The 15,555-nt window shown below is 45.5% G+C and carries 9 protein-coding genes; 5 read left to right on the top strand and 4 right to left on the bottom strand.

Annotation, left to right across the window (positions count from 1 at the left end; all coding sequences use genetic code 11):
• Entirely contained in the window at positions 1-4,446 is a 4,446-nt protein-coding gene (locus F0364_RS19035) for a Calx-beta domain-containing protein (RefSeq protein ID WP_153799392.1), read from the top strand.
• 278 nt (positions 4,447-4,724) lie between these two features.
• Positions 4,725-5,375 carry a DUF4136 domain-containing protein gene (locus tag F0364_RS19030; RefSeq protein ID WP_153799391.1) on the top strand — a complete coding sequence of 217 codons (651 nt, stop codon included), beginning with the start codon at positions 4,725-4,727 and terminating at the stop codon, positions 5,373-5,375.
• Positions 5,376-5,621: 246 nt separating this feature from the next.
• On the opposite strand, the gene F0364_RS19025 is transcribed toward F0364_RS19030, so the two are convergent.
• Positions 5,622-6,665: an endonuclease/exonuclease/phosphatase family protein gene (locus F0364_RS19025; RefSeq protein ID WP_153799390.1), complete on the bottom strand. Its 1,044-nt coding sequence runs from the start codon at positions 6,663-6,665 to the stop codon at positions 5,622-5,624.
• A gap of 254 nt (positions 6,666-6,919) precedes the next feature.
• Here F0364_RS19025 and F0364_RS19020 point away from each other — a divergent pair, with 254 nt between their 5' ends.
• Positions 6,920-9,481, top strand: a complete 2,562-nt coding sequence (locus F0364_RS19020) for a TonB-dependent receptor (RefSeq protein WP_153799389.1) — start codon at positions 6,920-6,922, stop codon at positions 9,479-9,481.
• Between the two features lie 17 nt (positions 9,482-9,498).
• Complete coding sequence (locus F0364_RS19015; RefSeq protein ID WP_153799388.1) at positions 9,499-11,460, top strand: DUF5689 domain-containing protein; 1,962 nt, start codon at positions 9,499-9,501, stop codon at positions 11,458-11,460.
• Between the two features lie 412 nt (positions 11,461-11,872).
• Here F0364_RS19015 and F0364_RS19010 read toward each other — a convergent pair whose 3' ends face one another.
• The gene (locus tag F0364_RS19010; protein WP_235921153.1) at positions 11,873-13,300 is read right to left on the bottom strand and encodes a tetratricopeptide repeat protein; all 1,428 of its coding nucleotides are present in this window, start codon (positions 13,298-13,300) and stop codon (positions 11,873-11,875) included.
• Between the two features lie 120 nt (positions 13,301-13,420).
• Between F0364_RS19010 and F0364_RS19005 the strand changes: the two genes are divergently transcribed.
• Positions 13,421-13,768, top strand: a complete 348-nt coding sequence (locus F0364_RS19005) for a hypothetical protein (protein ID WP_153799387.1) — start codon at positions 13,421-13,423, stop codon at positions 13,766-13,768.
• A gap of 21 nt (positions 13,769-13,789) precedes the next feature.
• Here F0364_RS19005 and F0364_RS19000 read toward each other — a convergent pair whose 3' ends face one another.
• Complete coding sequence (locus F0364_RS19000; protein ID WP_153799386.1) at positions 13,790-14,410, bottom strand: GLPGLI family protein; 621 nt, start codon at positions 14,408-14,410, stop codon at positions 13,790-13,792.
• 100 nt (positions 14,411-14,510) lie between these two features.
• Entirely contained in the window at positions 14,511-15,383 is an 873-nt protein-coding gene (locus F0364_RS18995; RefSeq protein WP_207632764.1) for a sigma-70 family RNA polymerase sigma factor, read from the bottom strand.
• Positions 15,384-15,555: the final 172 nt, after the last annotated feature.

Genomic DNA, 15,555 nt, shown 5'->3' with positions numbered 1-15,555 from the left:
ATGACTACCTATACTTGCTGTAAAAGATTAATAGCTGTATTGGCAACAGCGCTTTTAACAGCCATACTGCCCGGCTATGCCCAGGTAGTAAACCTTAAAGTGGTAAAGCCACTGATTGGCGCCAACCAAATGGTGGTTGCCTGGGATGCTGTAGCAGGGGCCACAGAATATGAATACCGTGTTAAACAGGATGGCGGCGCCTACTCAGCCTGGAAAAGCAATGGCGCAGCCTTAACCGTTACAGATGCCGGCCTGGCTGCGGGAAGTATTTATACTTACCAGGTGCGTGCAAAAGTGGGCGCCGCGTTTGGCCCCGCATCCAACGAACGCAAAAACTCATTTGCCAGGATATGGCCGGTAAGGCGCATCTCCAACTGCACCACCGAAAGCATTGAACTGCTGCACGGCTTTGGGCAACCCATTGGGGGCTTTGCCTCTGCGCCTACGGAATACTTTCACGAAGGCATTGACATTCAGGGCGAAGGCAGTGTACGCAACGATTGTGTGAAAGCACCAGCCGGCGGCATTATAAGGTTTTTTGATAACACCGCAGGCGCCGGCCTTAACCAGAACGTTGAGCTTGAAGTATCCATTAACGGCGTATTGCGCTACATTAACTTTAACCACCTGCAAAAGATCCCCAATTTTTCTATAGGGGAATCTGTTGCGCCGGGCGATTCGCTGGGAGAGATTAATGATGCCACCGGCTTATGGTCTGCCCTTACTGCCCATACCCACTGCAATTATTCCTCTGCCTTTCAAAACTATACTACTGCCAACCTTAACCCTTTCAACATCTGGAACGTTAACAGTTACCGGGACCCGCAGGGAACAAACCCCACGCTGATGGATACCAACGGAGATAAAGATTCCGTAAGGTTCAGGAAAGCGCCGGGTACCAACGATTATTTTCCTGCAAACGGCAAAGTGCATAACGGGGTGGATATTGTTGCTGAGGCCATTGACAGGCAATCATCCGATGCCCCCTGGCAGGTTCCTAAAATAGTAGGATACTATATTCAAAAGCAGGAAAAAAATGCCTGGAAGGATATTGTAAGAACCCAGGCCAGCCCCTACATACTGATGAATACAGATACTTTTTACAAAAGCGGGGCTACAACATCCAATAACATTGTAACCCATACTATTATTGACTTTAAAGCCGGCCTTAATGCCAATACCCCCGCAGGTTACGACTTTAAGCAATGGTTTACCTATATAGTAACCAACGCCAAAGGAACAACCGGCGCCATTGCCGACCTTGACAGCAACCAGTTTTGGGCTACGGATGCCCGCAAGACAGTAGCCGAAGCCAATGGTTTTAAAACCAACTACGATAAAGCCAGGGCTGTGGATGAGGCCAAATTTCCGGATGGGCGTTACAGGGCAGGCATTAAACTGGAGGATTTTGTAAACAGGTCTGCCGACTCGTACCAGGAAATACTGGTGGACAATTTCAGGCCCTATGCCAAAAAGGTTGAAATTAAATCTGGCAAACTTAACTATATGGCAGAGTGGAAGTGGGATGACGCGAAAGGGGAACTGGCACTTACCGATAACAAAGACACATCAAAAGCTTCTGGCAAGGTAAATGTAAAAATCACCTTCAGCGAGCCCATGAAAGAAGCCAATATAGAAATACCAAGCCTTAAATACCCGGTAAATAAAATGAAAGTGGTTGCCAATACAGACAGCACGGTTTGGGAAATAGAAATTGAAGCCAAAGTAACCCGTGGTGCAAAGGAAGGACCGCACAGCGTTTATATTGACGGGCGTGATGCAGCCAACAATGCATTACAGGGCTTTTTGTCTAAAGGCGTAAGAAAAGGTGCAGACCTGCAAAAGCGCAACTTAGACAGCTCGTGGACACCCTCTCACCCGCCTTTAAAAGATACCATCCACGCATTTAAGATAGAAACCAAGGTTGATATAGGCTTTGTAATTGATGATACGGGCAGTATGGGCGAAGAAATTGAGAGTGTTAAGAACGCTATACTTCTCATTCTGTCGTTGCCTATGTTTTCCAGCAATGATAACAACTGGATATTCCAGCTTACATCGTTTAAAGACAATGTGTCTATTCGTCCGCAAACTTCAGACCTTAACGAAATAAAGAACCAGGTAGCGGCTTTGATAGCATCGGGTGGCGGCGATTGCCCCGAAGCTTCGGCAGAAGCGCTTGATGCAGCCAAAGATTTTGTAAAAGAGGGTGGCATTCTTTTCCTGGCAACAGATGCCGGGCCACATGCCGGAACCGACATAGCCGGCATTACCGCTAAACTTAAAGAAAAAAAGATTACTGTATCTGTACTGCTGTCCGGCAACTGTGGCGAACCCACTGCAACAGGTGCAATAGCCCAGGGCCAGCAGCAAAACAGCAGCAACGAATACGATCCTGCCCCTTATTCTGATAACCACGATAACAGCGGCAACAGCGGCACAACAACACCGGTTACCCCGCCTTCTGCTTATACGCCAGGCACACTGGCATCCCTGCCCCCTAACCCAACAGCACTGCAGGCATTTTCTTTTATGGCAGAAGAAACAGGCGGCACATTTGCTTATGTTCCTGAAGTTAACAGCGGTTTCCCTGATGACAGGAAGAAATATGAGAACATAGCTTACAATATAATCCAGGGCGCCATAGCACCCGCTATCACTAATGTAGAACCGTCAAAAGCGCCTGTAGGCTCAACGCTTGCCCTTACCATTACCGGTTCAAGAACCAATTTTAACACCACTACCTCTCTTTGGTTCAGCAACAGCGGTATTGTTGTAACAGAACTGGATGTGCTTACCCTTTCAAAACTTCAGGCCATTGTAACAGTTGCAGATACTGTTTCACTGGGCTTTAAAGATGTATTGTCCTATACAGACCTCGGCGGCGGCATGAGTGACTCTGCAAGTGGCAGGGGCCTGCTGCAGGTAGTGGCAAAACCGTTTGGGCCTACCATCTTAAGCATTTCTCCTTCAACAGGCGCTACAGGTGAAAAACTAACAGTGCAGGTAACAGCTATCAACACACATTTCAACAATACTTCTGTACTAAACCTCGGCAGCGGTATTACCATACTTAAAACAACGGCCATAAACAGCGAACAACTGGAGGCGGAAATACAGATTGACCCTGCTGCCATCATTGGTTTCCGCAATGTTACAGTTACAACAGGCAGCGAAGTGGCAACAGAAAATGTAACAGGCCCCTTCCTGGTAATCGCTTCCGGCTGCGATTTGTCAGCACTGGATTTGGGTGCAGACCGCATTGTTTATGCAGACAGGCCCGATTCCGCCTGCACAACGCTGTCAGTAAGCGGTATTGACGAAACTAACCTTGGTGCTTACAGCTTTGCTTGGAGCACTGGTGAAACTACAGCAACCATAAAAGTATGCCCGGACACAAGCACCCTGTACTCAGTTACCGTAACCAGGGAAAGCTGCAGCTTTAGCGATAGCGCTATGGTACTTGTAAAATACTTAACCACCCTTACCTGCCCGCCCAATAAAGTAGTTGCAGGCACAACCAGTACCTGCGCAGCTACTGTAACCGGTATAGACCCTGTTTTAAGCCCTGCCGGAGGCACTGCTAAGGTAAACTACACGTTAACCGGAGCCACTACAGGTAAAGGCGCCGGTACGGCAAGCGGTAAAGTATTCAACAGAGGCATAACCAAAGTAACCTACAGCCTGGCGCATAACCCGGCAGCATCCTGCAGCTTTACGGTAGAGGTTAAAGATTGCCCCTTCCCGCTGTTAAGCATTGTTGATACCGAGGTATCAGAATTTGGCTGGCTGGCTTACGTAAAGGTTAAACTGTCAAGGCCGGTTAACAAGCTGGTATTGGTAAGGTACAGCACTAAAAACGGCACAGCGGTAAGCCCATCAGATTACCTGTCAACAGCGCACTGGCTGGTAATACTGCCCGGCTTTACAACTGCCAGGGCCCTGGTGCCTATAGTGCCCGATGCAAGAAAAGAGGGTGATGAATTTTTCTATGTAAACCTTAGCCAGCCGGTAAACGCGGTTATAGGAGATGGCTCTGCCATTGTGGTTATTAAAGACGGCAGAACAAGGTTAACCAGCACCGGTACACAGGCTGCAAGAACTTATGATGATGTTAGCCCACAGGCTATGCAAGAATACCTGGCAATAGCAGAACAGGCTGAAAAGAGCATTAACCGCGGTAACGGGCCTGCAGTGCTGCAGCTAAAAGTATATCCCAACCCTTCGCAGGATGTGTTTACCATAAGGCCCGAAAGCACCGACAGCAAAACCGGCATCAGCATTATGGTTCACGACAATAATGGCAGGCTGCTGGATATTTGGAACAACATCTCCCCTGCGCAAAATATACAGTTTGGCCGCCGCTACATGCCCGGCAGTTATGCTGTTACAGCCTTGCAGGGGCTTCTGAAAACAACCACAAAAGTTATAAAGAGCGGTAATTAATTACGTTCAGTATAATAACTTTTAACATACAAGGCGGCCAGGCCGCCTTGTATGTTAAACAGCATTTTTATGTACCCGGCAGACGGTAGTACTATGAGGCTTTACTTGCGTCGCACTCTTGTACGCCTTGTACGCTGTGCGGCTTTGCCCGCAGGGTAGGCAAAAATTTTCTCCCTGCCCTTTTACACTTTCCATTAGTCAATAAATGCAGTTCATACAGCGCCCCCTTTACTTTGGCCGCGTTTCATGGCAAATTGCAACCCTAAAAACTTTAAACCATGAAAAAGCACTACTTATTAGCCATACTGCTCTGCTGCATCAGCCTTTGCACAATGGCCCAGTTTGAAAGCAACAAGCAGGTGTACAAATCTGCCAACCTTAAAAATGAAATCAGCACGCATAAAACCGTAGCCATCCTGCCTTTTGATGTTGCCATTACTTACAGAAGGCCACCCAAGAATTTTGATTCATCCGCCCACCAGGCTGAAGAAAGAAACCTGGCGGCAGAACTGCAGCAGGGTATGTTTACTTTTCTGCTGCGCAAAAACGATAAATACACTGTAAGCTTCCAGGATGTGGAACGGACCAACGCCCTGCTTAAAAGGGCCGGCATCATTAACCAGTTAAGCGAAATGACACAGGATTCTGTAGCTAAGCTGCTGAATGTTGACGCGGTTATCAAATGCAAATTCACGTACGAGAAAACGTCCTCTGAAGGGGCCGCTATTACCAAAGCCTTATTGTTTGGCTCCGCTTTCAGCAAAACTGCCGGCGGCGCACTCATCATGCAGATTTACGACGCTAAAAATGGCGAACTGCTCTGGCGTTTTTACAAGGAAATGAATGAAGACGTATTGGGCAGCAGCAGCCAGTTGATGGAGCGCATGATGCGTAAAGTATCCAGGAATTTTCCTTACGAACGGGATTAGATGAATAGGATTGGGTAGAACAAAAGCATGGATTTGTTCCGGAGATACATGCTCTCATCCCCGCAGATAAAGCACAAAGCGTTCCTCGGGAACGCAGGCTATCACCCTGCAATGTTCTACCTACAAAGTGTTCCGCAGGAACACAGGTTGTATAGTGCGTTACTCTGCCTGATCCTATAAAATATTGATGAAGTGAAGTTGAAATAGTGGAATAAGTAAGGGCCGCCTGCAGCGGCCCTTACCATTTTAAGATGGTACTCTTTTCAGCATCACTACAAAAGTCGGAAAATGGTCGCTGTAGCCGCCCCGGTACAGCATACCATCCCAGGTACGCATAGGGTAGCCTTTGTACCTGCCTGCATTTTCTTTCATAAACTCTTTGCAAAAAATTTGTTGCCTGTAATAGAAAAACCCTTGCTGCTGTTTGCTTAGCCAGGCATGGCTGATAATCACCTGGTCAAACAGGCCCCAGGCATCGTTATAGGCTAAAGTGCCAATACCTTTTTTGTACAGATCTGTCCATGGGTTAAACATATCGTCTTCTTTTACATCGGCCGGTTTGCCCTTTGCCTTTAATACACCGGTAATGCTGCGGTTTAACGGATCGTCGTTTAAATCGCCCATTACCACCAGCTTGGCATTCATGTTCAGCTTGAGTACAGAGTCTACCACATTCCGGTTTATAGATGCGGCAGCCAACCGTCCCGGCTCACTGCGCTCTTCGCCACCGCGGCGGCTGGGCCAGTGGTTTACCATTACATGTATTTCTTCTCCATCCAGCTTTCCTTTTACATACAATACATCCCTGGTAAAATAACTTTCCTTAGCGCCATCAGGCAACACCACAAAGATTTTTTTACTGCTAAGGGGTACAAAATATTTAGGGTTGTACAGCAAAGCCACATCAACTCCACGCAGGTCTTTTGAATCATAATGAATAACCTGGTAATTTCTTTCTTTCAGCAAAGGGTGTTTTACAAGGTCGCTTAAAACAGTGTCGTTTTCAATTTCAGCCACGCCCAGTATAGCAGGGCCGTCAGGGTTAACATCTGTGCCCATTTGCGATAGTACAATGGCCAGGTTATTCACTTTATGGCGGTAAACTGCCGTATTATAATTTCTTGCACTATTGGGCAAAAACTCTTCATCATCAACAAGCGTATTGTTGATGGTATCGTAAAAATTTTCCAGGTTGTAAAAGCCGATGATGGCTGTTTTATAGGTTTGTTTTTGTGAGAAAGCGGCGCAGGCTGTAAAAATTGATATGCAGGCAAAAAACCATTTAAGCATAGGTAAAGGATTAAGAATTTATAATACATCCGGGCTGCTACCCGGGTCTGAAAAGCCGCCCATAGCCCTGAACGTACAAGTGAGTGACACAACAGGCGATGCCATATACTTATGTCGCCGGGGCACATAATATCCCAAATAAAAATAGCGAAGCCATATAAACAAGCAGATTAAGAAAACCTTAGAATGTATGGTTGCAGTATGCCACGAAACAAAAAAGTATTTTAGATTTGATCAATTTCCAAATCCGTCCTATGCACAAACTATACTGCGTCTTTTTATTGATATTCCTTTCTTTGGATACCGGTGTTTATGCCCAGGCTGACAGTACTGCTTTAAAAGATTCCCTTATTACAAACGACATACAGGAAAATGTGCTGGACAACCTGCCCGTTATTACGCTGGACGAACTGGATGCGGGTGAAAGCGGCGGCAGGCTGATATCGTCGGTATTAACGGCAGCAAGAGATCCTTTTTTCACCGCAGCTTCCTTCAACTTTAGCGCTGCAAGGTTTAAGATCCGTGGTTACGATGCGGACATGTTTGGCGTGTACATCAACGGTTTGCCGATGGATAATCTTGATAACGGTGCAGCGCCCTGGAGCCTGTGGGGCGGGCTAAACGATATACTACGCAACAGGGAACAAAACCTGGGACTGGGCAACAACAGTTTTTCGTTTGGCGATATTGGCGCCACCACCTTTATTGATGCAAGGGCGGCCAAACAACGCAAACAAACCAGCCTGGGGTATGCCTGGAGCAACCGCAGCTATACACACCGTGTCATGCTTACCCATAGCACCGGCCTTACTAAAAGAGGCTGGGCCTTTACTTTGTCTGCCAGCCGCCGCTATGCGGATGAAGGTTACGTGCCAGGTACCTGGTACAATGGCTATAGCTATTTTGCCGGGCTTGATAAGCGGATAGGCCAAAAGCATTTACTCTCGCTGTCAGTATTTGGCGCACCGACGGAAGCGGCAGCGCAAGGTGGCAGTGTTGAAGAGATACAACAACTGGCAGGCAGCCATTATTACAATGCCTACTGGGGTTATCAAAATGGTAAAAAACGCAGTGCTGCCATAAATAAAACACACCAGCCTTACGTCATACTTAATCATGAATTTCATATAGGCAGCCAAACAATTTTAACTACCTCCGCAGGTTACTCCACCGGAAATAAAAGCCGCACCGGTATTGACTGGTACAATGCACCAGACCCAAGGCCCGATTATTACCGTTACCTGCCATCGTTTTATAAAGACGATTCAATACAATACCAGCAGGTATATAACCTGATGCACACCGATGAAGCTGCCAGGCAAATCAACTGGCAGCGCTTATATAATGTGAACAGGAACAGTTTTGAAACCATACAAAACGCGGATGGCGTAAACGGCAACACAGTTACCGGTAACCGTTCACGTTACGTAGTAGAGGAACGCATCACCAATACAAGTCGCATTAACTTCAACAGCAATATTAACGCGGTTATTGGCGATCATATTCAAATATCCGGCGGCATTAGTTACCAGCAACAACGCAACCACAATTACAAAGTGCTGAACGATTTACTTGGCGGCGATTTTTATGTGAACATTAACCAGTTTGCGGAAAGGGATTTTCCTAATGATATTAATGCTGTACAAAATGACCTTGACAGGCCCAACAGGATTATAAAAACAGGTGACAAATTTGGCTACGACTATTCCATACGCATAACCAAAGCGGAAGAGTGGGGCCAGGTGGTTTTTCGCTTTAAGCATGTTGATTTTTTTGTGGCGGGCAACGTTGCTTACACCAGCTTCTACAGGGATGGGCATGTGCGCAACGGGCTGTTTCCTGAAAACTCGTACGGCAGGTCGGCCACTTATCAGTTCTTTAACACCGGCATAAAAGCCGGCCTTACTTATAAGCTGGATGGAAGGAACTACTTTTTTGCAAACGTTGCTTCCCTAAGCAGGGCTCCTTACTTTGACAATGTTTATCTCTCGGCCCGCACCCGGGATTTTACACAACCATCCGTAACATCGGAATCCATACATACGGCAGAAGCGGGCTATACGCTGAATGCCCCGGGGCTTAAATTGCGGTTACGCGGTTATTACACACAGGTAAATAACGGCATGAACATATTATCTTTTTATCATGACGATTACAGGAGCTTTGTAAACTACGCCTTAAGTAATATTGACAAGTTACATTATGGCGGTGAGTTTGGCGCCGAAGCAAAGCTTGCTGCCGGTTTATCTGTTAATGCAGCCGCCGCAGTTGGGCGTTACTACTACAACAGCCGCCAGCAAGCCACAGTAACATTGGATAACAGTGCAGAGTTGCTGGAAACTTCCACCATTTACTCACAAAACTTCAGGGTGGCCACAACGCCACAGGAAGCCTACAGCCTTGGCTTTAGTTACCGCCGCCCCAAATTTTTCATTAACCTTACCGGCAACTATTTCAGGGAAAGCTGGCTGGACTATAACCCCATCCGCCGAACTGCAGCAGCCGTGGAAGGGCTGGACAAACAAAGCGACCTTTACAAAACCATTATTACGCAAACCAAATGGCCACCGCAATACACCCTTGATTTTTTTGGCGGCTATACCTGGTTACTGCCCAAAGCCCTCAGGCCCACCAAGTACGCTTCCATATTTTTTAATGCAGGTATAAGTAACCTGTTGGATAACAAAAACATGGTTACCGGCGGGTATGAGCAACTCAGGTTCAGCTCGGTAGAAAAAGATGTTGGCCGGTTTCCTCCCAAAACTTATTACGGTTACGGAAGAACCTATTTTTTAAGTGCGACTTTTCGTTTTTAACCTTATTACCATATTCTATGAAACAGAAGTGTCTCCTTTCTATGTTATTCGCCGCGGCAATGTTAGCCGTTACCCTGTTATCCTGCAACAAAAAATTTGATGAACCGCCTACGGATGAAGAGCCCAATGTTACGCCTACCCTAACCATACAGGCACTGAAGGCCATGCACAACATGGGCAATGTTGACGCTGTTACCACTGACGATATTATTGCAGGCATTGTTATAGCTGATGATAAAAGCGGCAACTTTTATAAACAACTGGTTATACAGGATGAAACCGGGGGTATTGCCATACGCATGGATGGGCTTAACCTGTTTACTGACTATCCCACAGGCAGAAAAATATTCGTAAAGCTAAAGGGATTATACCTTGGCGATTATAACGGCTCTATACAGTTGGGCGGTGGTATTGACAACAGTAACCCATCATCACTGAATGTTACCGGCATTGCTTCCAATCTATTCGGCAAGTACATTATTAAAGGCAGTACGGGCAACAAGGTAGAGCCGCAGGTTGTAACTGTAAGTGAATTGAATGACGCTTATCAAAATACATTGATTGAACTGGAAGGTTTCCAGTTTGCATCAGCAGACACATCCAAAACATTTGGCGATGCAACGCTTGCAAGCTCTGCCAGGAACTTTACGCTTAAAAATTGCGCCAACCACAGCATTACTTTAAGAACCAGCAGCTATGCTGATTTTGCGGGCATTAATGTGCCAAACGGCAATGGTAACCTCACCGCTGTCTATACAGTATTTGGCAGTACAAAACAGTTGTACGTGCGGGACACTGCGGACGTTAAGTTTACCGGCAAACGCTGCGATGCCATTGCGGCCACACTAACCAACATATCCCAGGTACGTACCATGTTTACCGGAACGGCTGTGCTGTTGCCCGATGCCATTAAAATTAAAGGCGTTGTAATATCAGACAGGCCGGGCGGTAATATCAACACTAAGAACCTGGTATTGCAACAAACCGGGGGCAGTGGTATTGTTATAAGGTGTACAGAACCGCACTCCTACAACATGGGTGATGAACTGGAAGTAAACATTTCTAACCTTAGCCTGGAAGAGTTTAGCGGCACCCTGCAAATAAACAATGTACCGGCGGAAAATATACTTAAAACAGGTACCGGTACCATTATACCAAAAGTTACAACCACCACTGATTTAAAGGCAAATTTTGAAACCATGGAAAGTACGCTGGTAACATTGCAGCGCTTAAAGATTACCGGCGGCGTCAACGGCTCCTGGAATGGCGTAACCACCCTTACAGATAAACAGGGCGCCATTACCTGTACCACCCTTAATACTGCAAGTTTCAGCAACAACCTGTACCCCACCGGCGAAGTGGTTTCTTTTACCGGCATTGTTACCCAGCTTAATGCGGATAAACAGGTAAACCTGCGCAACGCCAGCGATGTAGTAGCAGACAGCAGTGTTGAAACCGGTGCAAGCCTGTTGATTTCAGAATACGTAGAAGGCTCTTCCAACAACAAATACCTTGAGTTGTACAATGCCGGCGATAACGCCATACAGCTTGCCGATTATACACTGAAACTTTACAAGAATGGTTCGGCCGATGCATCCAGCACCATCAAACTCAGTACGCTTACCAACATCCCTCCATCAATGGCGGCCGGCGCCGTATTGGTACTCAAATACACATCCGCCAACCTTACCCTGCCAACCGGTGTAGTGGCTTATAACAGCGCGGTTTGCGGCTTTAACGGAGACGATGCGATTATACTGGAGAAAAACGGCCAGCCTGTTGATGTTTTTGGAGAACCCGGTAACGACCCCGGCACAAGCTGGACGATTGCAGGCAATGACAAGGCTTGTATTGACAAATCGCTGCGCAGAAAAAAGTCAGTAAAAGCAGGCAATACCAACTGGACCAATGCTGCTGCGTTCGAATGGGAAATTGGCGGCAACGGCAAGGATGATGTAAGCGACCTGGGCAACAGATAAATATCCCTTGCCCCACATCAAAGAAAATACTTATGGGCCCGGCAGGAGAATAAGCATGAAGCATCGTTGCGTCGCACTCTTGTACGTTCTGTTCGCTACTTGGCTTTTCCCGCAGGATAGTTTTTCTGCCGCCTTCGGCGGCAAACCTGTAACCGGCAACTGTTCAATATTAGTATGTTTAAAGTTTAATGTTAGCAGGTGATAATGTTCCGCTAAACGAATTATAAGCCTTTTACACTTCAACAGACCGGTAACCAGCTACTTGTGACCGGCAACCGGCTTTCGGGTGAGGGATTGAAGCGGATACCCCGGTGAGGCCATCGCAGCCGGGCCTTGTGCCGGAGTATGAGCGGAAAGCCCGACCCCTTGCGCAGCTTGGGGGCACGCCCTGAAACTACCCCTTAATAAATGGCTATATCTTCTTTGTTTTTTTGTAACGTGCCAGCAGGTCAACCACGGCATTGTTTTGAAGAATGGAAGGATTGAGGTCTAAGAATTTACGCAACAGTTTCGGGGCTTTTTCCAATCCTTTTTCCAGTTGCAGTATGCCTTCTTTTGATTTATTATTAGCAAAAAGTGCCGCACTTATGTAATAGTAAAATACGGCCTTTTCATCTGTGGCCAGCAACGCGGCAAGGCTTTGTGTATGCGCTTCTTCAAAATACCCGGCTTTTATAAGACACCGTATCAGCGCCTCCCAACCACTCACATTCTTAGGCCTGCTGCGCACAACCAGGCTAAAACATTGTATGGCTTCTTTATAATTGCCCAGTTGCATGCTGCATTCGCCCAGTGCCAGGTTATACTCAGGCGCATTGCGGTTAATGCGCATAGCGCTTTCCAGTTGTTTAATGGCGCTTTCCCACTGTTCTTCATTAATATAAGTAAGGGCTATTTTATAGTACAGTTTGCTATCGCCCGGGTTCATGTGCGATGCTTTTCTAAAATGAAAACGGGCCTGTGCAAATTTGCCCAGGCGGTGATAACAATGCCCGATGGCTTCAAAAATTACTTCTTCCGGCCGGGTAAGTTCCAGAACTTTTTGCAGGCTTTCAATGGCTTCTTTGTATTTGCGCAGCCGTATATAGGCATCGCCCATGTTGCGGTAGGCATAATCGAACTTTTCATCAATTACTACGGCATATTGATAGGCATCAATGGCTTTCTCGTACAGTTTAAGCCCCTGGTAAGCAGCGGCCAGGTTAAACCAGGCCAACTCGTTATAAGGAAAGTCTTCAATTATTTTTTTGTGAAGCAGTATGCTTTCTTCGTTGCGGCCGGTGAAATCTGTCCAGAAACAGATTTTGTAAAGGGCCTCTTCGTTGGTGGGCTCCTGCTCGAGAATAATTTTCAGGCAGTCAAAAACTTTGTCGAATTCCTCGTAGTCGTCGTACACGTCGGCCAGTTCAAACAGCAGGTCAACTTTTTCCTCACCTTCAAAAAGCACTAAAGCTTCTTCCAGCAACCTAACAGCTTTTTCCTGCTGGTCAAGCGCCAGGTAAGCCTCTGTTTTAAGTATGTAGATATTGATATCGCTGCTGTCGTACAATTCTGCGTGCTGTAAAATGGCCAGGGCCTCTTTATAACGGCGGGTTGCCAGTAAAAGGTCGGCTTTTTTAACCAGCAGTTGAGAAGAATAAGGAAAATATTCAAGGCCTGTTTCCGCTACTTCCAGGGCTTTGCCAAGGTCATCTTTATCATCAAAATAATCTATGATTTTTTCAAACGCGTCCTCTTCTATGAATGAGTGGCTACGGCCAGAGCGCAGATTCTCATATTGTTGCAACAATTCACTTAATTCTTCACGCTCGTCCCGGGAAGGATAATCTTGCATATTCATGTAGGTTAGCGTAATTTAATCATGAATTCAATACAATCCAATTTTTTGTCTGCCACCGCTCATCAAAAAGCGATAAAAATATTTTACGTTTCTAAATAAAATGCTAATTTTGTTACACAGATGAGCCGCAAATTTATTCATATCACGTTTTTAACAGTACTGCTTACATCGGCGGCTGTTGTGGCTATGGGTTCATCCTCGGGCACGGCTGAAGACAAAAACAAGAACAAATTCAGCCTTAAAAATCTCGGCAAGCTTTCCAAACAATACTCACTTTCCTCCCTCAAATACAATACGTTTCAGTATAAAGGAACCTTTGAATTCCCCAACCAATATGGTTCCATAGGTACAAATGGTTATAATTCAATGATTAGATTGGAGACTGGCAAAACAACTTATATATATCCCTATAAGTTTAAAGTTAAAGTGCCCCGTTTTAAAACTCCAACTCCTCCATCTTTCAGGTAATCCGTTTTTTATAGTATTTTTTTATTGTAATATTCTGTACCCTTTGGTTGGAATTTCAAAAGTTGCAACCGGTACCGGGTTTAAATTTATCTTATTCGCGGTATAAGTAATTTTCTGTTTACTCCCCTCGGGCTGAGATTCATATTCTAAAACAAACCCCGGCAAATTTTTGAACTGGTATGGGTTTTCCGTAGCGGAAGGCGTTATAGCAGTGGCATAGTACATGGTAAATACATTGCCATTTTTTAATGTAGCTATTGCCTTTTTGCACTCATATCCCAATATAGTTTTGGTTTCGTTGGTTAAAGCCACTGTCATGCCGTCGTATTGTTTGTTCTGTTCTTTCCATTTTACTGAATCCAGCGTAGAAATATATTTATCATTACCTATTTCTCTTAAAATAACCGCCACATCGGCATTATTGTCGTAAATAACGGATTGTTTAAACGAAGGCGCTACAATATCTACACGGCTTTGCCTGCCTTTTATGTACAGCGTCTTTGCGGCATTATTCAAAGGGCTGCTTCCTTCGCCCGTAACAGTAATGGTAAAATTAACCGTACACTCTGCAACCACCTTTGGCTGGGCGTACAAGTTTAAGCTTGCGAGAACGGGCACGATAAACAAGAACAATTTTTTCATATTGTTTTTTCAGGGATTCATGTAAATGTATGTTTTTTCGGTAAACAAAAAGCCCATGCTAACGCATGAGCTTTTACAGATTCGTTTAATTTTTAACAGGTTAACCCAGGTAAACCCTTAACTGCCTGCAACGGCTTGTAGTTTTTAATTTAACAATGGCCTTATCTTTTATCTGCCTTACCCTTTCCCTTGTAAGGTTAAAGCGTTCACCAATGTCTTCCAGGCTAAGCGGGTGGTCAACTCCGATACCGAAGAAATAACAAACCACTTCTTTTTGCCTTTCTGTTAATGCTTTTAGTGACCTGTCAATTTCCTGTTTCAGGGACTCGTAGTACTCCAGCTTTTCATCCGTTCTTTCCGCATTGGGGTTTTCCATTACATCCACCAGTGTATTTTCTTCGCCCTCGCTCAGGGGAGAATCCATACTTACATGGCGGGACGCAATGTTTATGGTTTCAGCAACATCAGAAATATCCAACTCCAGCAAATCGGCCAGTTCTTCGGCGGTTGGTTCCCGCTCAAACTCCTGTTCCAGTTGCTGAAATGCTTTACTGATTTTGTTGGTAAGCCCAACCTTGTTAAGCGGCAGGCGTACAATACGGCTTTGCTCTGCCAACGCCTGCAGTATGCTTTGCCTTATCCACCATACTGCATAGGATATGAATTTAAAACCACGGGTTTCATCAAAACGCAAGGCTGCTTTAATAAGCCCAACATTACCCTCATTAATGAGGTCGGGTAGTGAAAGCCCCTGGTTTTGATATTGCTTGGCTACTGATACAACAAAGCGCAGGTTAGCTTTAATCAGCCTGTCCATAGCTTTCTGGTCGCCAAGTTTAATTCTAACTGCCAAACCAACTTCTTCTTCGGGGGATATGAGCTCGACCTTACCAATTTCCTGTAAATATTTTTCCAGGCTTTGTGATTCACGATTGGTAATAGATTTCGTGATTTTTAATTGACGCATGCTCATAGGTAATAGTTTTGCAGGGTTACCAAAAATTGTTTAGTTAATTAAGAAAATTACCCAAAAATTTCACGGGAGGTGAGACATACTGAAAGGAAACACCAAGTTACATAATCAAAAAATCACTTCCAAATTTTTCTTTTTGTAATAAGCTGACATCCAATTTATTAGAAAATCA

Origin of the sequence: Foetidibacter luteolus (genome assembly GCF_009650435.1) — a bacterium.
In the GTDB taxonomy this organism is placed as follows: domain Bacteria; phylum Bacteroidota; class Bacteroidia; order Chitinophagales; family Chitinophagaceae; genus Foetidibacter; species Foetidibacter luteolus.
This window is presented reverse-complemented; position numbering and strand designations above follow the sequence as displayed.